Raw genomic sequence first — 22,892 nt, 5'->3', positions numbered from 1 at the left:
CGGACTTACGGCACTCAGCCGCAGGGGGACAGTGGCGAGATCTGCGGGAGGTGCCGCTGCCACTGGTCCGGCGTCAGGACGTTGCGGGTGGCGGCGCAGACACGCTGGATGACGTGGTCCACGTCCAGGTCCCACAGCAGGACGACGCCGTCGTTCCCGCCGGTGGCGAGCGAGCCGTCCGCCGGGTTGAAGCGGACCGCGTTCCCGAGCTTGGCCGCGACCGTGAGCTGTCCCAGCGACTCCGGACGCGCCGGATCTGCCATGTTCCACAGCCGCAGTGTTTCGGCGCCCGCCGTGGCGAGCCGGGCGCCGTCGTGGTCGAACACCGTGGCCATCGGCGCGCTGGTGTAGCCGGTGATCGGGTCGCCGAGCGGCCGCGGGTGCGCCGGGTCGGTCACGTTCCACAGCCGCACGGTCTGGTCGTCGCCCCCGGTCACCAGGGTGGTCCCGTTCGGTCTGAACGCGATCGACCGGACGGTGGCGGTGTGCGCGGCGAGCGGCTCGCCCAGCGGGACGGGCCTGGCGGGATCGGTGATGTCCCACAGCCGCACGGTGTTCGCGACGCTGCTGGTCGCGAGGGTCTTCCCGTCCGGGCTGAACACCGTCGAGCTGACATAGGCGGGGTGACCCGGCAGCAGTGGCCCGACCGGCCGGGGGCGGGCCGGGTCGGTGATGTCCCAGAGCCGGACGGTCTGGTCGTTCTCGCCGCCGGTGGCGAGCAGGCGGCCGTCGGGGCTGAACACCGCCATGTTGCCGTACCGCGTGGTCATGGTGAGCGGTTCGCCGAGCGGCCGCGGGTGCGCCAGGTCGGTCACGTCCCACAGCCGCACGGTCTGGTCGTCGCCGGCGGTCGCGAGGATCTTCCCGTCCGGGCTGAACCTCGCCGAGTTGACCGTGGCGGTGTGCCCGGTCAGCGGCGGCCCGGCGGGAACGGGGCGGGCCGTCCCCGTGACGGTCCAGAGCCGGACCGTCCGGTCGGCCGATCCGGTGACCAGCGCTCGCCCGTCCGGGCGATACCCGGCCGCGGTCACCCCGGCGGAGTGCCCGGCGAGCATCCCCGCCGGCAGCGACCACAGCCGCGTCACGCCGTCCTCGCTGCCGACGGCGAGCGACCGGCCGCCGGGGGCGAAGGCGAGCGTGAACCCGCCGTGGTCCTGGGAGAACGGCTTGCCTATCGGGAGGGCGTTCGCCGGATCGGTGACGTTCCAGAGGCGGGTGTCGCCGCCGGTCGAGGCGAGCGTGCGGCCGTCCGGGCTGAACGCCGCCTGCCAGATCGCGGCGGTGTGCCCGGTGAGCGGCCTGCCGAGCGGCGTCACGTGCGCGGGATCGGCGACGTTCCAGAGCCGGAGCGTCTTGTCGTCGCTGCCCGTGGCGAGGGTGTGGCCGTCCGGGCTGAAGACGACCCAGTGGACGGTGTCCTCGTGACCGGCCAGCGGCGGGCCGGCCGGGACGGGACGGAGACGGTCGCTGACGTCCCAGAGCCGCACGGTGCGGTCGTTGCCCGCGGACGCGAGCGTGCGGCCGTCGGGGCTGAACGCGACCGTGCGCACGTGATCCCCGTGCCCGCTCAACGGGGAGCCGAGCGGAGTGGGCCGGGCGGGATCGGTGATGTCCCAGAGCTGGACGGTGTGGTCGTCCTCCGCGGTCGCGAGGGTCTTTCCGTCCGGGCTGAGCGCCACGCAGTAGATCGTGCCGCCGCTCGACGTCGCCCGGCCGGCCGGTACCGGGTGGGCCGGGTCGGTCACGTTCCACAGCCGGAGGGTGTGGTCGTCGCCCGCGGTCACGAGCGTCCGGCCGTCCGCGGTGAAGATCGCGGAGGTGACCCAGCTGGTGTGCCCGGTGATCGGCTGCCCGAGCGGTTTCGGATCGGTGGGATCGCGCAGGTCCCAGAGCCGGACCGCGCCGTCGTAGCCCGCGGTGGCGAGCAGCGTGCCGTCCGGGCTGAAGGAGGTCTGGTACACCGAGCCGCGGTGGCCCGGCAGGGGAGTGGCGAGCGGGATCTGCTGGGTGGACAGCAGTTTCGCGGTGACGGACTGGTCGTCGGGACGCAGCCGGTGGGCTACCAGCGCCAGCTGCGCGGACAGCGAAGGGTCGGTGTCGGCGACCCGGTCGGCCTCGGCCACGAGCTGCCCGAACTCCGCGTCGTCCCGCTGCCGCAGCGCCACGACCGCGGTCGAGGCGGCGATCAGGGCGAACACCGCCACCAGTGCGACGGCGGCCCGGCGGGTCCAGCTGCTGCGCCGCCGCTGCCGCACCGACATCGCCAGGAACTCCCGCGCGGCCGCGGTCACGTGGGCGGGATGGGTGGACGCGGCCTGCCGCGCCGCTTCCAGGCGCGCGCCGCGATAGAGCAGGGAAGCGTCGCGGCCGTGGTCCTGCCAGGCCGCCGCGTCCTCGTCGAGGCGCTGCCGCACCAGGTTCCCGGTCCGGTCCTGGTCGAGCCAGGCACGCAGCCGCGGCCACGCGTACAGCAACGTCTCGTGGCTGATCTCGGCGGAATCGACGTCCAGCGTCACGAGCCGGGCCGCGGCGAGCACCTCCAGGGCCTCCTCCGCGACGGCGGGATCGTCCGTCGCCTCGACGAGTTCCTCGCGGGTGGACCGCCGCCGGGTGTCGCGCATGTCGTCCCCGACCCGCACCAGCCGCAGCAGCATCGAGTGCGTGATCCGCTGGGCCTCGGGGGAGAGCCGGGCCCAGGCCCGCTCGGCGGTCGCCGCCACCGCGCCGTGGATGCCGCCCGCGGCCCGATAGCCGGTGATGGTCATCCTGCTGGTCTGGCGTCGCTGCCACGTTGCGAGCAGCGCGTGGGACAGCAGCGGCAGCGCGCCCGCGTCGTAGGCGCCGTGCGCCGGCCCGCTGCGGCTGGCGCCGATGTCGCGCAGCAGCAGTTCCACCAGCCCGGGTTCCAGGCTCAGGCCGACGGACTTCGCCGGGCCGGTGACCGCGTCCCGCAGTTCCGCCACGGTCATCGCGCCGAGGGTGGACTGCCGCTCCTGCAAGGCTTCCGAGAGTTCCGTGAAGTCGAGGCAAGGACCGTAGAAGTCGGCGCGCAGGCCCAGGACCACCAGGGCGGGGGCCGGGTCGCCCGCGTCGCCGGGGGTGCAGGCCGCGTGCAGGACTGCGATGAAGGCGCGGCGTTGTTCCTCGTCGGCGCACAGCGTGAAGGCTTCTTCGAACTGGTCCACCACGAGCACCAGCCGCGCCGGGGTGCCCGCCTCCTCCGCGAGGTGCGCGGCGACGGCGCTCCGGACCCGTTCGGCGAACCGGGCGTCGTCCGGCGGGGCGTCCACGACGTCGGCCAGGCCGGGAATCCGGGTGATCAGCTCCTTCACCGGATGGTCGCGAGGCGTCAGCACCATCGAGGGCCAGTCCCCGGAGCCGTCCACCGGGAGGGCCCCGTCGGCCAGCGCCGGCAGCAGTCCCGCCCGCAGCAGCGAGGACTTCCCCGCCCCGGAAGCGCCGACCAGCATGACGATCCCGCCGGTCTCGACCGCGCCGGCCAGCCGTTTCAGCAGCGCTGTCGTGCTGCGGGACCGGCCGAAGAACCAGCCAGCGTCCTGCCGGGTGAACGAGGACAGGCCCGGATAGGGGCAGACACCGGCGCCGGTGTCCTGCGGGCTCTCCCCGGCGCCGTCCGGTGCCCCGTCGGCGTCGTCCACCGGCGCCGCGAGCGCCCGCTCCCACAGCCGCCGCCAGGCCTTCAGGTCGTAGAGACCCTCCAGGCTCGGGGACGGCCGGGTCTTGCGGGCCTGTCCGATGAGGACATCGAGAACGGCGGCCAGCACGGCGAACCGCGCCGGGACGTTGCGGCCGCGCCGCCAGTCACTGACCCGCTGGGGCGTGGCGCGCAGCGGCTGCCCCCGCTTGTCGACGAGGTTCTGCCGGTTCACCGACTCCGCCACCCGCTTCAGCGGCGGGTCGCCGGCTTCGGCGTAGAGCAGTGCGAAACGTTCCGCGAAGACTCCTCGCGGGCCCAATACCGGACCGGGCGTACGCATACATCGGTACCTTCCTCCCCCAGGTACCACCGGTGCGTGTTCGCACCGGCACCTCGTCTCCCGCCGCCCCGGCGGCTTCCGGCGTGGACAAGGAAGCCGAGGTTATCAGCGCGGGGCGGGCGGTGTCCGCCGGTTCACGGAGCCGCCGGGACGGGGGATTCGGCGGCGCGCCGCTGGGGCAGGTGGGCGAGGACGAGGCCGATCGCGGCGATGACGGTGTTCTGGAACGCGGGCTGGATGCCGTTCCACTTGCTGCTCTGCCACATCTGGAACCATTCGCCGCCGATCACGATGAAGCCGCAGGTGAACAGCACGACCTGCATGAGCCAGCCGAGCCGGGAGAGCCGCCGCGCGGTGTCCGTGGTGCTCTTCCGCAGCCAGGCGACGAACCCGGCGGCGAGGACCAGCGCGGTCAGCGTCTCCCAGGCGATGATCGCGACGTAGCCGGTGGTGGCCAGGCCGGGGCTGGTGATCGCGCGCCACATCGCGTGCGGCGACCGGAATGTGGTGTCCATGGCGAACACGTGCTGCACGAATGCTTTGTTCGTGTCGAAGTCGGTGATGTTCCCGAAAGCCACGAGCCCGATGTAGAGCGCCGTTATCCCGGTGAATGCGGTGAGCAGGGTGCGCAGGCTGGAGAGGCCGCGAAGGAGAGACATGCCCGGACCTTACTGGAATTCGGGCAGGCGGGGAAAGCCGCCGGGACGCTGTTTTCTGTCGATTGAGCGAAATGGGTGACGGGTGCGGCGGGCCCGCCGCGGCCGGCCAGTGTCCCGACGTGTCCGTTCTCCGGACCGGAAAATCGGATCATGTCGTTGACCAGCGGATCTGTGCAGCCTGCGGTGGTGGCGTCACGGTGTGTGGCGTCGTGGATGGCAAGCTTGATCCTGGCGCGTCCCGTGGTGCTACGAATGTAGCTTGACGTCGCGCGGGGAGCCGGTCGAAACTGGATTCGAGAAGACCGCCGGTTCGGCGAGCCCCGGCTTCGCCGAAGTACCGCTGAATGGAATGGCGACCGTTTCCGGAATGCGCGTGGAAATGCGGGAACGGGCGGATCCGCCGACGCGGCGGTGGTGGGCACGAAATGTCGAGGGGGCATTTCGTGCCCCTTCTCGTCCCCGGCGGGCGGCCGCGTCGCCGGGTCGGCGCAAAGGCGGTTGCGTCCCCGGGTTAACCTGGACACAGCAGGTGTCGATCCGGCCATCACCGGGGAGCCTCCGGAAGAACAGGGCGCCACGCGTCCCCAGTAGAACCGGACGGGTGCGGCCCGTGACAGCCGTCGAACGAGTGGCCCGGGAGCGTGTGCCGGGCAAGCGGGGTGGTACCGCGGAACGCGCCGGAACCGGTGGCGTCTCGTCCCCGTGTGGGCGACCGGTCCGTGCCGGTGGTCCGTACGCGAGCGACGAGCCCCGAGGAGCATCGGATGTACCCCCAGGCCCAGCTGGACGGTGAGCAAGGCGTCCCGTCCCAGCCGTCCTTCCCGGCGCTGGAGAAGCAGGTCCTCGCCTACTGGGAGACCGACCGGACGTTCCAGGCCTCGATCGATGCCCGCGAGGCGGGGGAGAACGGCAACAACGAGTACGTCTTCTACGACGGCCCGCCCTTCGCCAACGGCCTGCCGCACTACGGCCACCTGCTCACCGGGTACGTCAAGGACCTCGTCCCGCGCTACCAGACGATGAAGGGCAAGCGGGTCGACCGCCGCTTCGGCTGGGACACCCACGGCCTGCCCGCCGAACTCGAGGCGATGCGCCAGCTCGGGATCACGGAGAAGTCCGAGATCGAGGAGATGGGGATCGCGAAGTTCAATGAGGCTTCGCGAGCCTCCGTGCTGCGCTACACCGACGAGTGGCGGGACTACGTGACCCGGCAGGCCCGCTGGGTCGACTTCGACAACGACTACAAGACGCTCGACCTGTCCTACATGGAGTCGGTCCTCTGGGCGTTCAAGCAGCTGTGGGACAAGGGACTCGTCTACCAGGGCTACCGCGTCCTGCCGTACTGCTGGCGCGACGAGACGCCGCTGTCCAACCACGAGCTGCGGATGGACGACGACGTCTACGCCAGCCGCCAGGACCCGGCCGTCACGGTCGGGTTCCGGTTGGAGGGCAACGACAGCGACCTCGACGGCACGTACCTGCTGATCTGGACCACGACCCCGTGGACGCTGCCGTCGAACCTCGCGACCGCGGTGCATCCCGAGGTCCGGTACGTCGTCGTCGAGAGCGAGAGCTTCCCGGGCAAGCGTTTCCTGCTCGCCGAAGCCCGCGTCGCCGCGTACGCGCGTGAGCTCGGCGAGGAGCCGACGGTCGTCGCGCACTACACCGGCGCCGAACTGCTCGGAACCCGCTACGCGCCGCCGTTCCCGTACTTCACCGGGCACGAGAACGCGCACCGCGTCCTCTCGGCCGACTACGTCACCACCGAGGACGGCACCGGTGTCGTGCACATCGCGCCCGCCTACGGTGAAGAGGACAAGGTCGTCACCGACGCCGCCGGGATCGTCCCGGTCACGCCGGTCGACGCGCGGGGCAAGTTCGACGCCACCGTGCCGGACTACCAGGGCCAGCAGGTGTTCGACGCGAACGCGAACATCGTGCGGGACCTCAGGAACGGCACCGGATCGGCGGCGGAGCAGGGCGCGCTGCTGCTGCGGCACGAGACCTACGAGCACCCGTACCCGCACTGCTGGCGCTGCCGCAACCCGCTGATCTACCGCGCGGTGTCCTCGTGGTTCGTCGCGGTCACCGAGTTCAAGGACCGGATGGTCGAGCTGAACCAGCAGATCACCTGGTACCCGGAGAACGTCAAGGACGGCCAGTTCGGCAAGTGGCTGGAGAACGCGCGCGACTGGTCGATCTCCCGCAACCGGTACTGGGGCTCGCCGATCCCGGTGTGGCAGTCGGACGACCCGGCCTACCCGCGCACCGACGTCTACGGTTCGCTCGACGAACTGGAGCGTGACTTCGGGGTGCGGCTGGACAATCTGCACCGGCCCTACATCGACGAGCTGACCCGGCCCAACCCGGACGACCCGACCGGGAAATCGACGATGCGCCGGATCGAGGACGTGTTCGACGTCTGGTTCGACTCGGGTTCGATGCCGTACGCCCAGGTGCACTACCCGTTCGAGAACGCCGAATGGTTCGAGCACCACTACCCGAGCGACTTCATCGTCGAGTACATCGGCCAGACCCGCGGCTGGTTCTACCTGCTGCACGTACTGGCCACCGCGCTGTTCGACCGGCCGGCGTTCCGGACGTGCGTCTCGCACGGCATCGTGCTGGGCTCGGACGGGCAGAAGATGTCGAAGTCGCTGCGGAACTACCCGGACGTCAACGAGGTCTTCGAGCGCGACGGCTCGGACGCCATGCGCTGGTACCTCATGGCGAGCCCGATCCTGCGCGGCGGAAACCTCGTCGTCACCGACAAGGGCATCCGCGACGCGGTGCGCCAGGCCGTGCTGCCGCTGTGGAACTCGTACTACTTCCTCGCGCTCTACGCGAACGCCGAGGGCGTGGACGGCCAGTGGCGGACGGATTCGCGGCACATCCTCGACCGGTACGTGCTCGCGAAGACCCACGAGCTGGTGACCGATGTCGAGCACGCGATGGACACCTACGACGTCGCGGGAGCTTGCGCGCTCCTCCGTGTCTTTCTTGAGGTGCTCACGAACTGGTACGTGCGGCGTTCGCGCGACCGGTTCTGGGCGGGGGAGCGAGACGCGATCGACACCCTGCACACCGTGCTGGAGGTGACCTCGCGCGTCGTGGCGCCGCTGCTGCCGCTGACGTCGGAGGTGGTGTGGCGCGGGCTGACCGGCGGCCGCTCGGTGCACCTGACCGACTGGCCGAACGCGCTCGACCTGCCCGCCGACGCGGCGCTCGTGACGGCGATGGACCGCGTCCGCCAGGTCGCGTCCTCGGCGCTGTCGCTGCGCAAGGCGAACAAGCTGCGCGTGCGGCTTCCGCTGGCGAAGCTGACCGTGGCGGCCGAAGACGTCGAGGCGCTGCGGCCGTTCGCCGACATCCTGCGGGACGAGGTGAACGTCAAGGAGGTCGAGCTGACCACCGACGTCGCCGCGCACGGCGCGTTCGAGGTCGCGGTCAACGCGCGGGCCGCCGGGCCCCGGCTGGGCAAGGACGTCCAGGCGGTGATCAAGGCCGTCAAGGCGGGCGACTGGAGCACGACACCGGAAGGGGCCGTGGTGGCCGCCGGGATCGAACTCGTCGAAGGCGAGTACGAGCGGCGGCTGGTGGCCAAGGGCGGTGGCGCGGCGGCGGAGCTGCCCGGCGGCTCCGGGCTGGTGCTGCTCGACACCGAGGTCACCCCGGATCTGGCCGACGAAGGCGTCGCGCGTGACCTGATCCGCGTCGTCCAGCAGGCTCGCCGCGACGCGGGCCTCGACGTCGCCGACCGGATCACCCTGGTCGTCGACGCGCCGGAGGAGGTTGCGGCGGCGGCACGGAAGCACGAGGAGTTCGTGGCTTCGGAAACCCTCGCAGTGAGCGTGTCCTACGGCCCGGTGACCGACGGGTCCACCGGCGCGGTGGGCGACGGGGTGAAGGTCACCGTCGCGGTGGCGAAAGCGTAATTCTCCGGCGAAGGCCGGATGATGAAGAAGTCCTCATCTTCGTCTCATCCGGCCTTCGCCGCAGTTGACGAGGGTCAAGGCATGAGCCGAGTTCCTCGTATCGCGGCGTTCGTGGCCGTGTTCGCCCTGCCGATCGGTGCCGGTGTCGCCGCATTCGCGGCGTCCATTCCTGACCCGCCGCGCGTGCCGTCCGTGGTCCGTATCGGCGAGTCCCCGGCTCCAGCGCCGTCGGCCCCGGTCACTCCGGTGCCGGGGCAGTTGCCGCCCCCGCCGCCGGTGGACGACGATGACGACGGCCCCGATCACCACGACCACGACCACCATCACGACCACGACGACGGCCCCTTCGACGACGGGCCGCTGGACGACATCTGGCCTTTCGATGACTGAACGTGCCGCGCGCGGCAGCCGGATCCCGGCGAGGGTGCGGATCATGGGCTGGTTCGTCCTGCTGATGACGGCCGGGCTCGCCACCGTCGTGTTGCTGGTGTCGGTGTCGGAGTTCGCGGCCGTCGACAACCGCATCAACCGGGCGCTGGAACAGGACGTGAGCGAGTTCCGCACGTTCGCCGCGATCGGGACCGATCAGGGCGGCCGGGCGATCGGGGACCCGTGGGTGCTGTTCGACCGGCACCTGCGTACGCAGTACATCCACGAGGCGGAGGTGCTGCTCGGCGTCGTCGACACCGGGACGCAGCTGGACGCGCTCAAGCAGGTCGACCAGTCGGTGAAGCACGTCCGGATCGACCAGCCGTTGCTGCGTCAGGTGATCGACGCTCCCGGCGGCACCGGCACGATCGCCACCTCGGGCGGGGATCTGCGGTTCCTGCGGGTGGACGTGGTGGCGCCGGGTTCGCCGGGCGGGCACGCGTGGTTCGTCGCCGGGTACTTCGTCGATCACCTGCGCGGGGACGCGGCGAGCACGGTCCGGACGCTGCTGTGGGTGAGCCTGGTCGCGCTGGTGCTCGCCGCCGGGGTTTCGTGGCTGGTGGCGGGGCGGATCCTGGCACCGGTGCGGACCGTGCGCCAGGCCGCGGCGGACCTCACCGAGGACGACCTCACGCACCGCATCCCGGTGCACGGCCGGGACGACATCGCCGCGCTGGCCGAGCAGTTCAACGCGATGCTGGACCGGCTGGAACGCGCGTTCAGCACCCGGCGGCAGTTCCTCGACGACGCCGGGCACGAGCTGCGCACGCCGATCACGATCATCCGCGGGCATCTCGAGGTGATGGGCGACGATCCGGCCGAGCGTGCGGAGGTCGTCCGGCTGTGCACCGACGAACTCGACCGGATGGCCAGGATCGTCGACGACCTGCTGCTGCTCGCGAAGGCCGAGCAGCCGGATTTCCTGCGCCCGGAACGGGTTTCGGTGCCGGAGCTGACGAGCGACATCGACGCGAAGGCCCGCGCGATCGCCGATCGCAGGTGGACGCTGGAATCCGTCGGCGAGGGCGACGCGGTACTCGATCCGCAGCGGGTGACGCAGGCGGTACTGCAACTGGCGCAGAACGCGGTGCAGCAGACGGCGGCGGGGACGCTCATCCGCGTCGGCTCGTCGATCGAGGGCGATACGGTGTCGTTCTGGGTTGCCGACAGCGGCCCAGGGGTACCCGGCGAGCAAGCCGAGCGGATCTTCGAACGGTTCGTCCGCGGCGAAAGCGGCGAGCGGAGCGGGGCCGGTCTCGGGCTGGCCATCGTGAAGGCCATCGCCGAGGCCCACCACGGCCGTGCGTGGTTCCGCTCGGAACCGGGCTCGGGCGCGACATTCGGCGTCGCGCTGCCGGTGGGAGCCGTCGAGGACCAGTCGGAGGTGACGTGATGGGGCGGATCCTGATCGCGGAGGACGAGCAGCGTATCGCTTCCTTCGTCGAAAAGGGGTTGCGTGCCAACGGTTTTACGACCACCGTCGTGGGTGACGGTGACGCCGCCCTCGCCACCGCGATCGTCGGCGGTTTCGATCTGGTGATCCTCGATCTCGGGTTGCCGCTGCGGGACGGGTTCGCGGTGCTGCAGGCGATGCGCGCGGCGAAGATCGAGACACCGGTGATCATCCTGACGGCGCGGGACTCGGTGCGCGACACCGTCGCCGGCCTGGAAGGCGGCGCCGACGACTACATGACCAAGCCGTTCCGGTTCGAGGAACTGCTCGCCAGGGTCCGGCTGCGGCTGAGATCGGGGGAGTCGAAGCCGGAGGCCGGCGTCCTGCGGCACGGTGAGCTGTCGCTGGACCTGCGGACCCGCCGTGCGTCGCTGCCGGAGTCCACTGTGGACCTGACGGCGCGGGAGTTCGCGTTGCTGGAGCTGTTCCTGCGGCATCCGGGCCAGGTGCTGGCGCGGGAGCAGATCCTCTCGCACGTGTGGGGCTACGACTTCGACCCGGGGTCCAATGTGGTCGACGTCTACGTCCGCACCCTGCGCCGCAAACTCGGCCAGTCGCGGATCGAGACCGTGCGCGGCATGGGCTACCGCCTGGTCTGATAGCCGCGCTTCTCGAAGTGGCCAAAGCGCCCCGATGTGGCGTTCGCTGCGTCCAACGCACCCAATGTGGCGTTCGGTGCGTTGAGCGCACCCGATGCCACATTGGGGCGTTCGTCCGATGAGATGAAGAGCCTCTCATCCGGTCTTCACGTGCGGCTCAGCGACCGGCGGAACGCTGGGAAGCATGGACAACCCGACCGCCGTGCTGAAATCCGGAGCGGCGACCGACCGACGCGTTCCGCTCTGGCCGTTCGCCGCCGGATCCGTGCTCGTCACCGCGATCATCCTGATACCGCAAGGAGCCGGGCTCGCCACGCACGGCCGGATCGCGCTCGCGGTGTTCGCGGTCGCGGTGATCGCCTGGGTCTCCGGCAGGCTCGATGACAACTTCGTCGGGCTCGCCGCCGCGACGGTCCTCGCGTTCACCGGGGTGGTCAAGGCGGCCACCGTGTTCGACGCGCTCGGTGGTGAGACGATCTGGCTGCTCGTCGCGGCGTTCGTCCTCGCCGCCGGGCTCGGCGCGACGGGCCTGCCCGCGAAGGCCGCCATGGCACTGGCCGCGAAGGCGCGCACTCCGCGACAGCTCGTCCATCTGGTCACGCTGACCCTGATCGGTACGGCGCTCGCGGTCCCGGCCACTTCGGGACGTGCCGCGCTGGCGTTGCCGGTTTTCGTGGTGCTGGCGAAAGTCCTTGCCGGACAACGGAAACTCGTCCGCGCGTTGGCGTTGCTGTTTCCCGCGGTCATCCTCCTGTCGGCGTCGGCGACGTTGATCGGCGCGGGCGCGCACGTGATCACGAGCGAGTTGCTCGCGGCCGCTACCGGGCAGGGGATCGGCTACGGGCGTTGGCTGCTGCTCGGTCTGCCGTTCGCGGTGGTCGCTTCCCATCTCGCCGCCGAGGTCGTGCTCCTGACGACCACCACGCGCGAGGACCGCCGGATCCGATTGTCGATCCCGCACGAGAAAACCCGCCTCACCGCGGAACAGTGGCGGGCGCTGGCCATGCTGGCACTGGTGATTTCCTTGTGGTGCACGGAATCCTGGCACGGGCTCTCGCCCGCACTCGTCGCGCTGCTCGGCGCTTTGCTGATCACGGCACCGCGCCTCGGCACGATCGGCATGAGCCCCGCGCTCGGTTCCGTTCCGTGGTCGCTGCTGGTGTTCATGGCCACCACGGCCGTGCTCGGTACCGCGCTGGCGACGTCGGGCGCGGCGCGGTGGCTGGCGGGCCTCGTCTTCGGCCAGGGCGGGTCGCCGATGGGGCTGCTGACGGCGGTTGTCGTGCTCAGCGCCGCCGCGCATCTGGTGCTGCAGTCTCGCTCGGCCCGGTCGTCGGTGCTGGTGCCGCTGGTGCTCCCGCTGGCCGCCGCGTCGGGGTTGAACCCGGCGGCGGTGGCGTTCGCGTCGACCGTCGCGGCCGGGTTCTGCCACACCCTGCCCTCGTCGGCGAAGCCGGTCGCCCTCTTCGCCGCCGTACCGGGCGTCCCCGGCTACGGCAAGGCGGATCTCGCGCGGCTTTCGGCCGTGCTCGGACCGCTCGTCGTCCTGCTCGTTCTCGCTTTCGCCGTCTGGGTATGGCCACTGCTCGGTCTCCCACTATCCCGTTAGGACAGTCGCTTGAGGACTGAAAGGACCGCGTCATGAGCACGTTCACCCCCACCCGTTTCCTGGTCGCCCCGAGCGGCTTCAAGGAGTCCCTGTCCGCGGAGGCGGTCGCCGACGCCATCGCGGCGGGAATCCGCAGGGTCGTTCCCGGTGCGCTGGTCGACCTCGTCCCCCTGGTCGACGGCGGCGAGGGATCGGCGCGCACCTTGGCGGTCGCGACGGGCGGTGAACTCGTGCCGGCGATCGTCCGTGGTCCGGTGGGTGATCCGGTCGCCGCGCATTTCGCGATCCTCGGCGGTGCCGGGCCGCGGACCGCGTTCGTCGAGATGGCCGCGGCGGCGGGCCTGCGCCTGGTGCCGCCGGGGCTGCGGGACCCAGGCCGGACGACGACCCACGGCGTCGGCGAGCTGATCGCCGCCGCACTGGACGCCGGGTGCCGGCGGATCCTGGTCGGCTGCGGGGATTCCGGGACCTGTGACGGCGGCGCGGGTGCCCTCCACGTTCTGGGGGCGAGGTTCGTCGACGCGGCGGGCGACCCGGTGCGGCCGGACGGGACGACGCTCGCGGACGTCGTCCAGCTCGATCTGTCCGGATTGGACGTACGTCTGTCCGATGTGGACGTCGTGGTCGCCTGTAATCCGCACAACGTCCTCACCGGAAGCCGCGGTGTGGCAAGGGTTTTCGGTCCGCAGAAGGGTGCGACACCGGAGCGGGTGGACTCGCTGGCCGTGGCCATGGAGCACTGGGCGAAGCTGCTGGAACACCAGGGCGGCGTCGACCTGCGCACGGTCGCGGGCGGCGGAGCGTCGGGCGGTCTCGGTGCCGGACTGGCCGGTGCGCTCGGGGCCCGGCTCGTGCCGCGTTTCGACGTCCTGCTCGACCATACCGGCTTGGACGCCGCGCTCGACGACGCGGATCTGGTGATCACCGCCGAGGGCGCCATCGACGCCCAGTCGTCGTTCGGCAAGGTCCCCGGCGAGGTGGCCCGCCGGGCAAAGCGGCATGGCAAACCGGTCGTCGCGCTCGCCGGCACGATCGGCGCGGGAGCACGGGACGCCTACGACACCGGGATCGACGCGTTCGCCGGAATCCTGCCCGCGCCGCTGCCGCTGGCCGAGGCCATCGCCCGGACGGCGGAACTGGTGACCGACGCTACCGAGCGGGCGCTGCGGCTCGTGCTGGTCGGCGCCACGCTGGCGCGCGGCTGATCACGAAAAGGATTCGGGTAGGTCGCTTTCCCACCAGGAATCGTGACCTGTTGGTCAACCATGGGCAGGCTGGGCGATCGTGCGCGGGGGTCGCGCGCAAAGGGGAGGGGTGGAAAGTGGGTCCTGCCAGAAAACGGGGAGTGCTGATCGGCGGCGCGGTCGGGGTGGTCGCGATCGTCACGGCCGCGGTAGTGGTCTTGACCAGTGGGAACGAAGCGCCGGCGAGCGACGCGGCGCCGGCGGGGAAGCCGGGTCCGGTGGCGGTGGATCCGACGGGGTTGGTGACGGAGTACCTGCAGGACCTCGCCGAGGCCAATCCCGACGCCGCGGGCGCGCTGACCGACGATCCCGCGGCGGCCGCGGTCGCATTGCGGGACGCGCGCAACGCGCTGATGCCGACCAAGACCACGGCGACGTTGAGCAGGCTCGATCCGACACCTGCCGGTGCGGCGAAGACCAGCGGCACGTTCGCCATGACGTGGACACTGCGGCCGGGGAAGACCTGGACCTACGACGTCCCGTTCGAGCTGACGAAGGCCGCGCAGGGCTGGCGGCTGCACTGGGTCCCCGCGTTGCTGCACCCGAAGCTGGAGCCGGGGCAGCGGCTCGTCGCCGCGACCGCTCCCGTGGATCGGCCCGCGGTGGTCGACCGGGACGGCAAGCCGCTGGTGATGGCGGGGCAGGCGGGGAACAAGCCCGCGGAGGGAAACCCGGCGCCGCTGCTGCAGAGTGTGTTCGCCGCGCAGGCCACGACGGCGAAGTCGGACGGGTTCGCCGTCCAGCGGGTCGACGCGTCGGGAAAGAACCTCGAAACGCTGTACGGCCAGGACGAGGACGGTGAGGGCAAGCCGCTCACCGCGTCGCTGAGCGTCGCGACGCAGAACGCCGCACAGTCCGCTGTGGACGGTTACCGGGGCAGGGCGATCATGGTCGTGCTCCAGCCGTCCACCGGTGACATCCTCGCGGTGGCGCAGAACGCGGCGGCGGGCACCGAGCCGAAGGCGTTCAGCGGGCTGTACGCGCCGGGGTCGACCTTCAAGATCGTGACGGCCACCGCCGCGCTCGAACAGGGCCTCGCGACGGCCGATACGGCGTTGCCGTGCCCGGGTAGCGACCAGATCGGGACCCGGACGATCCCCAACGAGAACCACTTCGACAAGGGCACGGTCCCGCTGCACCAGGCGTTCGCGTTCTCGTGCAACACGACGTTCGGCAGGCTGGCCTCGCGGCTGCCCGCGGACGGGCTCGTCAAGGCCGCCGACCAGTACGGGCTCAACGCCGACTTCGAGATCCCCGGCCTGCAGACCGAGGCCGGGAAGGTCGTGCCCGCGACCGGCAACGACCGGCTGGTCGAGGACGGCATCGGGCAGGGGGACGTGCAGGTCAGCCCGTTCGGCGCGGCGCTGATGGCCGCGACGGCGGCGTCGGGCAAGGCCGTGACGCCGAAGCTGTGGCACGGGCTGGACACCACGGTCGCCAAGCCGTACTCGCCGCCGTCCGCCGGGGTGCTGAACGCGGTGCGGTCGATGATGCGGGAGGTCGTCACCACCGGCACCGGAAAGGCGGCGGGCGGGGCGGGGCAGGTCCACGGCAAGACCGGCACGGCGGAGTTCGGCGCCGACGGCCAGGCCAACGGCTGGTTCGTCGGCTACCGCGGCGACGTCGCCTTCGCTGTCCTGCTGGAGGGCGCGAACGACTCGAATCCCGCTGTCTCCCTCGCCGCGACCTTCCTCAACGCCGTCCACTGATCCGCTGGTCGGATGTGCTGAAGGACGCCTTCGGTGCGCTCGATGCACTGAAAGCGTCCTTCAGTGCGGCCAACGCACTGAAAGCGTCCTTCAGCTCGTTCGCACCGGGGCCCACGGTTCGGCCACGGCCGAACGGTCCGGCTTCTACGGTGGAGGACATGGAGACCATCGCACTGGCCGAGGTGGCCGCGGTGCTCGCCGGCCCGAGCAGGGCGACGATGTGCCTGGCGTTGCTGGACGGCCGTGCGTGGACCGTCGGCGAGCTGGCCGCGGCCGCGCGGATCGCGGTGTCGACGGCGAGTGAGCATGTCACCCGGCTGGAGGAAACCGGGTTCGTCGCGCGGGTGAAACAGGGACGGCACGCCTACGTCCGCATCGCGGACCCGCGGGTGGCCGAGCTGATCGAGCACCTCGCGCAGCACGCCGACCGCCGCCCGGTCACCGGCCTGCGGTCCTCGGTCCGCGTCCGCAAGCTCGGGTTCGCCCGCACCTGCTACGACCACCTGGCAGGGAAGCTCGGCGTCGCGCTGCGCGACGGGATGATCGCGCGCGGGCTGGTCGACGTCGGCTCGGGGCTCACTCTCACGGCTCGCGGCCACGACGTGCTGGTTGAGCTGGGCGTGGACCTCCCGAACGGTGGGCGGCGGCCGCTGCTGCGCGACTGTCTGGATTGGACGGAGCGCCGCGAGCACCTCGGCGGCGGCGCGCCCGCGGCGTTGCTGGAGCGAGCGCTGGCGGCGGGCTGGGTCGAGCGGGGTCACCAGGCGCGCGCGATGCGGGTGCTGCCCGCCGCGGCGGAACCGTTCGCAACGCTCGGTGTCGACCTCGACACGCTGGAAGAGCCCGCATTTTGATGTTTCTTTAACACACCGGGTGAGCGTCACTGGGCGTCGGTACACGATCGTGTGAGCACCCCGCCTCCTTATCCTGAGAGCCCACGGCGACCGGGAAGGGAGGCGACATGGATCAGCTTCCCGTGCTGCTCGGAGTCGGCGGGATCGTGCTGCTCGCCTCGGTGGTGGCCGTGCGCCTGTCCGTCCGGCTCGGGCTGCCCTCGCTCCTGCTGTACCTGGGAATCGGCGTCCTGCTGGGCGAAGCCGGGTTCGGCGTCCGCTTCGAGAATCCCGAGCTGACGCAGTCGCTCGGCATCGCCGCGCTGGTCCTGATCCTCACCGAGGGCGGGCTCACCACGCGGTGGCAGGCGGTGAAACCCGCGCTGGGGCCTGGAATCGCACTGTCCACTTTGGCCGTCGTGGCGAGCGTGGCGGTCACCGGCAGCGCGCTGCACTGGCTGCTCGGCCTCGACTGGCGGCTCGCGCTGCTGTGGGGCTCGGTGCTTGCCTCCACCGACGCGGCCGCGGTGTTTTCCGTGCTGCGCAACGCCGGGGTCGGCAAGCGGCTGGTCGGCATGCTGGAGCTGGAATCCGGCCTCAACGACGCGCCCGCCTACATCGCCGTCGTCGTGCTGGCCACCGGGTCCACAGTGGACTGGACGCTGCCGCTGCTGGTGGTCTACGAGCTGGCCGCCGGGCTGGTGATCGGCCTGTTGCTCGGCTGGCTCGGGGCACTGGCGCTGCGAAGAGCGGCGCTGCCCGCCACCGGTCTGTATCCGCTCGCCACGGTGTCGGTGTGCGTCCTGGCGTTCTCCAGCGGTCAGCTGGCGCACGCTTCCGGCCTGCTCGCGACGTACGTCGCCGGGCTGGTGCTGGGCAATTCCCGGCTGCCGCACCGATCCGACACACTGTCCTTCGCCGAAGGCCTCGGCTGGCTCGCCCAGATCGGGCTGTTCGTGCTGCTCGGCCTGTTCGCCTCGCCGAACAGGCTGCTGGAGACGCTGGTGCCGGGCCTCGTGGCGGGCGCCGTCGTCCTGCTGCTCGCGCGTCCGCTCTCCGTCCTGCTGTCGATGCTCCCGTTCCGCGTGCCGTGGCGGGAACAGGTGTTCCTGTCGTGGGCCGGCCTGCGCGGCGCGGTGCCGATCGTGCTCGCGATGATCCCGCTGTCCCAGGGCGTGCCGGGCGCGCAGCGGCTGGTCGACGCGGTGTTCGTGCTGGTCATCGTGCTGACCCTGGTGCAGGGCGCGACGCTGAGCCCGCTCGCGCGGGTGCTCGGCCTTGCCCGGCACGCCGAACCGCACGAGGTCGAGGTCGACTCCGCGCCGCTCGACGAGCTGGGCGCCGAGCTGTTGCAGGTCCGCATCCAGGCCGGATCGCGGCTGCACGGCGTGTACCTCTCGGAGCTGCGGCTGCCGGTGGGGGCGACGGTCAGCCTCGTGGTGCGCGACGGCGCCGGGTTCACGCCCGAGAAGACCAGCCGTCTTCAGGAGCACGACCAGTTACTGGTGGTGACCACCGAACGGGCCCGGAGTGCCACGGAACGCCGGTTGCGGGCCGTGGACCGGGCAGGCCGCCTGGCCCGCTGGAAGGGCGAATCCGGGCGCTAGCTCACAAAACCGGCCTCGATGGTTGGTGGTTTTCCGTAGAAATCTCCACCGTGTGTTCCCTTGACGCATCCTTTCGGGCTAACGTGCGCTCGCATCGTCTACCTCGAATGGGTGAGCTTCTCGGGCTAAGGAGTACACACGGTGATGCTGAAAATGCGCGCACGCTGGGCCGGTCTGGCCGCCGCGACGACGGCAGGAGCGTTGTTCCTGGCCCCCACGGCCTCCGCCGCGGACACGTTTCCCGCCTTCGCCCTGCCGTTCGCCTCGGGCCAGCTCGTGTATTCGGCCGGGATCCACTCCGACGACGGCGGCAGCGGCGTCAAGAACGCCATCGACTTCAGCCCGGCCGACAAGACCGTCCGCGCCCCGCTGGCCGGGATCGTGCACCTGCAGCACTGCGCCGAAGGCGACTGGGTGACCATCGACCACGACGGCGGCTGGCGCACCGGGTACTACCACATGGAGAACATCCAGGTCGCCGACGGACAGCGGGTCGTGCCCGGCGCCGTCCTCGGCTCCACCGGCAATGCTCTGCCCTGCGGCGGCAGCACCACCGGTGCCCATGTTCACTTCACGCTCTGGACGCTGCCCGCCACGACGGCGTCCGGGAACTCCGGCGACGCAAGGGATTGGCGCGCTCGCGGGAACTGGAGCGGGCTGTCCTACGCCGAGGTCTCCGGCGAGCTGGCCGCCGCGCTCGGTGAGCCGATCGACGGCAAGGAGCTGGGCGGATGGCGGTTCGCGGCGGGCGCCGGCCAGTACCAGGGGACCGCGACGCACCTGAGCGACCAGTCCGTCGCGCGGCTGCCGGGCCGCTTCCGGGTGACGGCGTAGACCGCAATTCCGGAGAGTGACGGCCGTCTCAGTCACCCGGAAGGGGCTGGATCGGCGCGCGCGGTGTCGGCTATCTTCGTCGTCAGGTCATGAGTGCCAGCGCTAAGCCCCGGCTTGCTGGCCGGCAACCCTCCAACCGCGGTGGGGTGCCCCGGGTGAGGACCGGGCCTGTCGCGAGGTGCGGCGGGCAAGCGCGGGCCCCTCGCCGGGGGTCCCCCGGACCGCCGAGGAGGCACCCGATGACACTCGCCGTCGATCGTCAGAACACCACCGAAACCACGGTTACCGTTGCGCCGCAAGGAATTCCTGCGGTCGCGGGTGCCGGGCTGAGCGTTCCGCTCGTCACCGGCGGCGAGATCGGCTACGCGAATCTCGACCACGCCGCGAGCGCGCCTTGTCTGGACGCCGTGCGCCGCGCGGTCGACGAGTTCCTGCCCTGGTACGCGAGCGTGCACCGCGGCGCCGGGTTCGCCTCGCAGGTCTCGACGCGGCTTTACGAGCGCACACGCGACATCCTGCGCCGGTTCGTCGACGCGCGTTCGACCGACACCGTGGTGTTCACCCGCAACACCACCGATTCCTTCAACCTGCTCGCCCGCAGCCTGCCCCGGCACACCTCGGTCGTCGTCTTCGACACCGAACACCACGCCGCGCTGTTGCCGTGGAGGGGGCCGAACGTCCGCCGGATCCCCACCCCGCGCACCCGGCTCGCCGCGGTGTCCGCTGTGGACGAAGCGCTCGCGGAATGCCCGCAGGGGCCCCGATTGGTGGTCGTCACCGGAGCGTCCAATGTGACCGGTGAGCTGCTGCCCGTCGCGGAGATCGCGGCGGTGGCCCGCCGCCACGGCGCCCGGATCGCGCTCGACGCCGCCCAGCTCGCCCCGCATCGCCGGATTTCCTTGCGGGAACTGGATGTCGACTACGTCGCGCTGTCCGGTCACAAGCTGTACGCGCCGTTCGGTGCCGGTGCGCTCGTCGGCCGCGCGGACTGGCTCCGTGCCGCCCAGCCCTACCTCGCCGGTGGCGGCGCGACCAAGCTAGTCACGGGCGAGGCCGACGACCTCGGTGTCGTCTGGAACGCCGGACCGGAACGGCACGAGGCGGGTTCGCCCAACACCGTTGGCGTGTATGCCCTCGGCGTCGCGTGCGAGCAGCTCGCCGCGCACTGGGACGCCGTCGGCGCACACGAGGAGGTCCTGCTGGCCCGGCTGCGCAAGGGCCTCGCCGCGATCCCGGGCTGCGCCGAACTGCGGCTGTTCGACGCGCCGGTGGACCGCGTCGGCACGGTGAGCTTCGTGGTCGACGGCTTCGAGCCCGGCTGGCTGGCGGCCGTCCTTTCGGCCGAGTACGGCATCGGCGTCCGCGACGGCGCCTTCTGCGCGCACGTCGCGACCAAGCGGCTCATCGGCGTCGCCGGGGGAGCGGGGCAGCAGGCGGTACGGGTCAGCCTCGGCCTCGGCAGCACCACCGAACACGTCGACCGGCTCGTGCTCGCACTGCGCCAGATCGTCGCCCGTGGCGCCCGCTGGGAGTACACGAAGCAGGACGGCCGCTGGGCGCCGGTCGGCGATCCGCGCGCACTGCCCCCGTTCTGCGCCTGAGCTGAAGGGGACTTTCGTCGCATCCCATGCACGGAAAGTCCCCTTCAGCTCATGGGCGATCCGCTATCGTGGCGCGATGGGAAATTCGCGGCCACGGTACTGGTTTCCCTTGGCGCTGCTGGGATTCGCGCAGCTGATCCTGGTCGCGGCCGAGATGCCGAGGGCGAATGGATCTTTCGGCTACTTCGCGAATGTGCGTGAGTACCCGATGACCGAGTCCACCGCGGTCGCGGTGCGCGTCTCAGCGCCCTACGGCTGGTCCGGCGCGGGCACGGGCTGGTTGTGGGTGCTGGCGGCGGCCGTCCTCGGCGTCGCGATCTGGTACTTCGTCCTGGCCCGGCGTGCGGGCAGCCCGCCGCGCACCGGCCGGTTCGCACTGCTCACGCTCGGCGCGCTGGTGGCCGTGCCGCTGCTCGACCTCGTCGGATACTGGCAGTTCCGCCTGGACGCCGACGTGCGGGGCCCGATGATCGCGACGCTCGGCCTCGTCCTGCTCGCCTGGTTCGAGCGGAGCGTGCTCGTGCTGGTGGTGACGGCGGTGTTCGTGCTGGCCGCGGTGGTGCTCCTGCCCGGCATCGCCGGGGTCCTGGTCTCGGCCGTGGCGCTGCTGGCCGGGGCGTTCGTGGCGCTCGCCGGGCCGCGGCGGGGACGTCCGGAGCCTGCCGCCGACACGGACTGAACGCGTGACGTGGACAATGGACCGGTGAGCACCGAGTCCTCCCCGTCCGAACCCGAGACGACCCCGGCCGCGGACCTACCGCCGAATCCGGCCGTGACCAGCGAATCCGCGGTTTCCGAGCCGGAAGAGGCGAGCCCGTCGAAGGCGCTGCCGAGGCGCACGGTGGCCATCGTGTTCGCCGTCGCGGTCGTGATCTGGGTGATCGACCTGGTCACCAAGAACCTCGCCGCGGCGAACCTGGAGGGCAAGGAACCGGTCCGGGTCCTCGGCGGCCTCGTCTACCTGCAGCTGGTGCGCAACCCCGGCGCGGCGTTCTCCATGGCCACCGGCATGACGTGGGTGCTCGCGCTGGTCGCGGCGGCGGTCGTCGTCGCGATCGTGTGGCTGTCGCGCCGGCTGCGCTCTGTGGGCTGGGCGATCGGGCTCGGCCTGGTGCTCGCCGGTGCGCTGGGCAACCTGACCGACCGCATCTTCCGCGCGCCCGGCCCGCTGCAGGGCCACGTCGTCGACTTCATCTCCGCCTTCGCCCCGAACGGCCAGGGCTGGGCCATCTTCAACATCGCCGACTCCGCGATCTGCGTCGGCGGCGTGCTGATCGTGCTGTTGTCGTTGCTGGGCAAGGACTACGACGGGACCTCGACGAAGGACAAGAAGAAGGCAGCCGCCGAAAGCGCCGGGGAACAGGCGTGAGCGCGCGGATGCTGCCCGTCCCGGACGGGCTCGACGGCATGCGCGTCGACGCCGGGCTCGCGAAACTGCTGGGACTGTCCCGCACGGTGGTCGCGGAACTCGCCGCGTCGGGCGACGTGCTGCTCGACGGACGTCCCGCCGGCAAGTCGGACCGCCTCACCGCGGGCGGGCTCCTCGAAGTGACGCTGCCCGATCCGGAACGGCCGATCGAGGTCGTCGCCGAACCGGTCGAGGGCATGCTGATCCTGCACGACGACGAGGACATCGTCGTCGTCGCGAAGCCCGTCGGCGTCGCCGCGCACCCGAGCCCCGGCTGGGCAGGCCCGACCGTGATCGGCGGTCTGGCCGCGGCGGGCCTGCGGATCTCGACCTCGGGCTCCGCCGAGCGTCAGGGCGTCGTGCACCGCCTCGACGCGGGCACCAGCGGCGTGATGGTGGTGGCCAAGAGCGAACACGCCTACACGGTGCTGAAGCGGGCGTTCAAGGAACGGACCGTCGACAAGGGCTACCACGCGGTCGTCCAGGGCCACCCGGATCCCACGCGCGGCACGATCGACGCCCCGATCGACCGGCATCCGCGCCACGACTACAAGTTCGCCGTCGTCACGGGCGGCCGTCCGAGCGTCACGCACTACGAGGTCACCGAGGCCTTCCGCGCGGCGTCGTTCGCGCAGATCAAGCTGGAGACGGGCCGGACCCACCAGATCCGCGTGCACTTCTCCGCGCTGCGGCACCCGTGTGTCGGCGACCTGACCTACGGCGCGGACCCGGTGCTCGCGCGGAAACTGGGCCTCTCGCGCCAATGGCTGCACGCCAGGACGCTCGCCTTCGCGCATCCCGCGGACGGCCGGTGGGTCGAGTTCGAGGCCGAGTACCCGGACGATTTGTCGGGCGCGCTCAAGATCCTCCGCGACGAAACCTGATTTTGTTGCACTAGCTGAAACAGCTCCCGCGTTCGGGCGGATTGTGCCGACGCGCACGGAAAACCGGTTCATCGCCACTCTCCGTGAGTG

The 22,892-nt window shown here is 71.3% G+C and carries 16 protein-coding genes and 1 riboswitch; of the genes, 14 read left to right on the top strand and 2 right to left on the bottom strand.

Annotated elements, in window-relative coordinates; genetic code table 11:
• Nucleotides 1-14 precede the first annotated feature (14 nt).
• Both ACFW0G_RS30030 and ACFW0G_RS30025 read right to left on the bottom strand, forming a co-directional pair.
• Nucleotides 15-3,998 (bottom strand): AAA family ATPase, encoded by a 3,984-nt coding sequence (locus ACFW0G_RS30030; RefSeq protein WP_378328788.1) that lies wholly within the window; start codon nucleotides 3,996-3,998, stop codon nucleotides 15-17.
• A 134-nt stretch (nucleotides 3,999-4,132) separates the two neighbouring features.
• The gene (locus ACFW0G_RS30025; RefSeq protein WP_378328787.1) at nucleotides 4,133-4,657 is read right to left on the bottom strand and encodes a DUF2165 domain-containing protein; all 525 of its coding nucleotides are present in this window, start codon (nucleotides 4,655-4,657) and stop codon (nucleotides 4,133-4,135) included.
• Nucleotides 4,658-5,421: 764 nt separating this feature from the next.
• Here ACFW0G_RS30025 and ileS point away from each other — a divergent pair.
• From ileS to ACFW0G_RS29955, 14 genes are all read left to right on the top strand, one after another.
• A complete protein-coding gene (gene ileS / locus ACFW0G_RS30020; protein WP_378328786.1) occupies nucleotides 5,422-8,592 on the top strand; it encodes an isoleucine--tRNA ligase in 3,171 nt (1,056 codons plus the stop codon).
• A gap of 81 nt (nucleotides 8,593-8,673) precedes the next feature.
• The gene (locus ACFW0G_RS30015) at nucleotides 8,674-8,982 is read left to right on the top strand and encodes a hypothetical protein (RefSeq protein WP_378328785.1); all 309 of its coding nucleotides are present in this window, start codon (nucleotides 8,674-8,676) and stop codon (nucleotides 8,980-8,982) included.
• Complete coding sequence (locus ACFW0G_RS30010; RefSeq protein WP_378328784.1) at nucleotides 8,975-10,414, top strand: ATP-binding protein; 1,440 nt, start codon at nucleotides 8,975-8,977, stop codon at nucleotides 10,412-10,414. The genes ACFW0G_RS30015 and ACFW0G_RS30010 overlap by 8 nt, the downstream gene beginning before the upstream one ends.
• Entirely contained in the window at nucleotides 10,414-11,073 is a 660-nt protein-coding gene (locus ACFW0G_RS30005; protein WP_378328783.1) for a response regulator transcription factor, read from the top strand. Before ACFW0G_RS30010 ends, ACFW0G_RS30005 begins: the two co-directional genes overlap by 1 nt.
• Nucleotides 11,074-11,257: 184 nt before the next feature.
• On the top strand, nucleotides 11,258-12,682 hold the full coding sequence (locus tag ACFW0G_RS30000) for an SLC13 family permease (RefSeq protein WP_378328782.1): 1,425 nt from the start codon (nucleotides 11,258-11,260) through the stop codon (nucleotides 12,680-12,682).
• Nucleotides 12,683-12,714: 32 nt separating this feature from the next.
• On the top strand, nucleotides 12,715-13,887 hold the full coding sequence (locus ACFW0G_RS29995; RefSeq protein ID WP_378328781.1) for a glycerate kinase: 1,173 nt from the start codon (nucleotides 12,715-12,717) through the stop codon (nucleotides 13,885-13,887).
• Between the two features lie 116 nt (nucleotides 13,888-14,003).
• Nucleotides 14,004-15,635, top strand: coding sequence for a penicillin-binding transpeptidase domain-containing protein (locus ACFW0G_RS29990; protein WP_378328780.1), 1,632 nt, complete (start codon nucleotides 14,004-14,006; stop codon nucleotides 15,633-15,635).
• Nucleotides 15,636-15,793: 158 nt separating this feature from the next.
• Nucleotides 15,794-16,489 carry an ArsR/SmtB family transcription factor gene (locus ACFW0G_RS29985; protein ID WP_378328779.1) on the top strand — a complete coding sequence of 232 codons (696 nt, stop codon included), beginning with the start codon at nucleotides 15,794-15,796 and terminating at the stop codon, nucleotides 16,487-16,489.
• Nucleotides 16,490-16,596: 107 nt separating this feature from the next.
• Nucleotides 16,597-18,075: a potassium/proton antiporter gene (locus tag ACFW0G_RS29980; RefSeq protein ID WP_378328778.1), complete on the top strand. Its 1,479-nt coding sequence runs from the start codon at nucleotides 16,597-16,599 to the stop codon at nucleotides 18,073-18,075.
• A 144-nt stretch (nucleotides 18,076-18,219) separates the two neighbouring features.
• Nucleotides 18,220-18,909: a M23 family metallopeptidase gene (locus tag ACFW0G_RS29975; protein ID WP_378328777.1), complete on the top strand. Its 690-nt coding sequence runs from the start codon at nucleotides 18,220-18,222 to the stop codon at nucleotides 18,907-18,909.
• 85 nt (nucleotides 18,910-18,994) lie between these two features.
• A riboswitch (SAM riboswitch) is annotated at nucleotides 18,995-19,109 on the top strand.
• Nucleotides 19,110-19,148: 39 nt separating this feature from the next.
• Nucleotides 19,149-20,510: an aminotransferase class V-fold PLP-dependent enzyme gene (locus tag ACFW0G_RS29970; RefSeq protein ID WP_378328776.1), complete on the top strand. Its 1,362-nt coding sequence runs from the start codon at nucleotides 19,149-19,151 to the stop codon at nucleotides 20,508-20,510.
• Between the two features lie 76 nt (nucleotides 20,511-20,586).
• Complete coding sequence (locus ACFW0G_RS29965; protein WP_378328775.1) at nucleotides 20,587-21,189, top strand: hypothetical protein; 603 nt, start codon at nucleotides 20,587-20,589, stop codon at nucleotides 21,187-21,189.
• Nucleotides 21,190-21,213: 24 nt separating this feature from the next.
• Nucleotides 21,214-21,879: a signal peptidase II gene (gene lspA, locus ACFW0G_RS29960; protein WP_378328774.1), complete on the top strand. Its 666-nt coding sequence runs from the start codon at nucleotides 21,214-21,216 to the stop codon at nucleotides 21,877-21,879.
• Nucleotides 21,876-22,802, top strand: a complete 927-nt coding sequence (locus ACFW0G_RS29955) for an RluA family pseudouridine synthase (protein ID WP_378328773.1) — start codon at nucleotides 21,876-21,878, stop codon at nucleotides 22,800-22,802. Before lspA ends, ACFW0G_RS29955 begins: the two co-directional genes overlap by 4 nt.
• Nucleotides 22,803-22,892: the final 90 nt, after the last annotated feature.

Source organism: Amycolatopsis sp. NPDC058986 (genome assembly GCF_042741125.1).
In the GTDB taxonomy this organism is placed as follows: domain Bacteria; phylum Actinomycetota; class Actinomycetes; order Mycobacteriales; family Pseudonocardiaceae; genus Amycolatopsis.
The sequence above is the reverse complement of the archived record's forward strand: the minus strand, read 5'-3'. Positions and strand labels throughout refer to the sequence as shown.

Bases quoted from the DNA above. Each gene is read 5' to 3' on its own strand.
- ACFW0G_RS29985 (WP_378328779.1), top strand. From the start codon at position 15,794: ATGGAGACCATCGCACTGGCCGAGGTGGCCGCGGTGCTCGCCGGCCCG.
- ACFW0G_RS29975 (WP_378328777.1), top strand. From the start codon at position 18,220: ATGCTGAAAATGCGCGCACGCTGGGCCGGTCTGGCCGCCGCGACGACG.
- ACFW0G_RS30015 (WP_378328785.1), top strand. From the start codon at position 8,674: ATGAGCCGAGTTCCTCGTATCGCGGCGTTCGTGGCCGTGTTCGCCCTG.
- ACFW0G_RS29980 (WP_378328778.1), top strand. From the start codon at position 16,597: ATGGATCAGCTTCCCGTGCTGCTCGGAGTCGGCGGGATCGTGCTGCTC.
- ACFW0G_RS29965 (WP_378328775.1), top strand. From the start codon at position 20,587: ATGGGAAATTCGCGGCCACGGTACTGGTTTCCCTTGGCGCTGCTGGGA.
- ACFW0G_RS30030 (WP_378328788.1), bottom strand. From the start codon at position 3,998: ATGCGTACGCCCGGTCCGGTATTGGGCCCGCGAGGAGTCTTCGCGGAA.
- ACFW0G_RS30025 (WP_378328787.1), bottom strand. From the start codon at position 4,657: ATGTCTCTCCTTCGCGGCCTCTCCAGCCTGCGCACCCTGCTCACCGCA.
- ACFW0G_RS29970 (WP_378328776.1), top strand. From the start codon at position 19,149: ATGACACTCGCCGTCGATCGTCAGAACACCACCGAAACCACGGTTACC.
- ACFW0G_RS30010 (WP_378328784.1), top strand. From the start codon at position 8,975: ATGACTGAACGTGCCGCGCGCGGCAGCCGGATCCCGGCGAGGGTGCGG.
- ACFW0G_RS29995 (WP_378328781.1), top strand. From the start codon at position 12,715: ATGAGCACGTTCACCCCCACCCGTTTCCTGGTCGCCCCGAGCGGCTTC.
- ileS (WP_378328786.1), top strand. From the start codon at position 5,422: ATGTACCCCCAGGCCCAGCTGGACGGTGAGCAAGGCGTCCCGTCCCAG.
- ACFW0G_RS30000 (WP_378328782.1), top strand. From the start codon at position 11,258: ATGGACAACCCGACCGCCGTGCTGAAATCCGGAGCGGCGACCGACCGA.
- ACFW0G_RS30005 (WP_378328783.1), top strand. From the start codon at position 10,414: ATGGGGCGGATCCTGATCGCGGAGGACGAGCAGCGTATCGCTTCCTTC.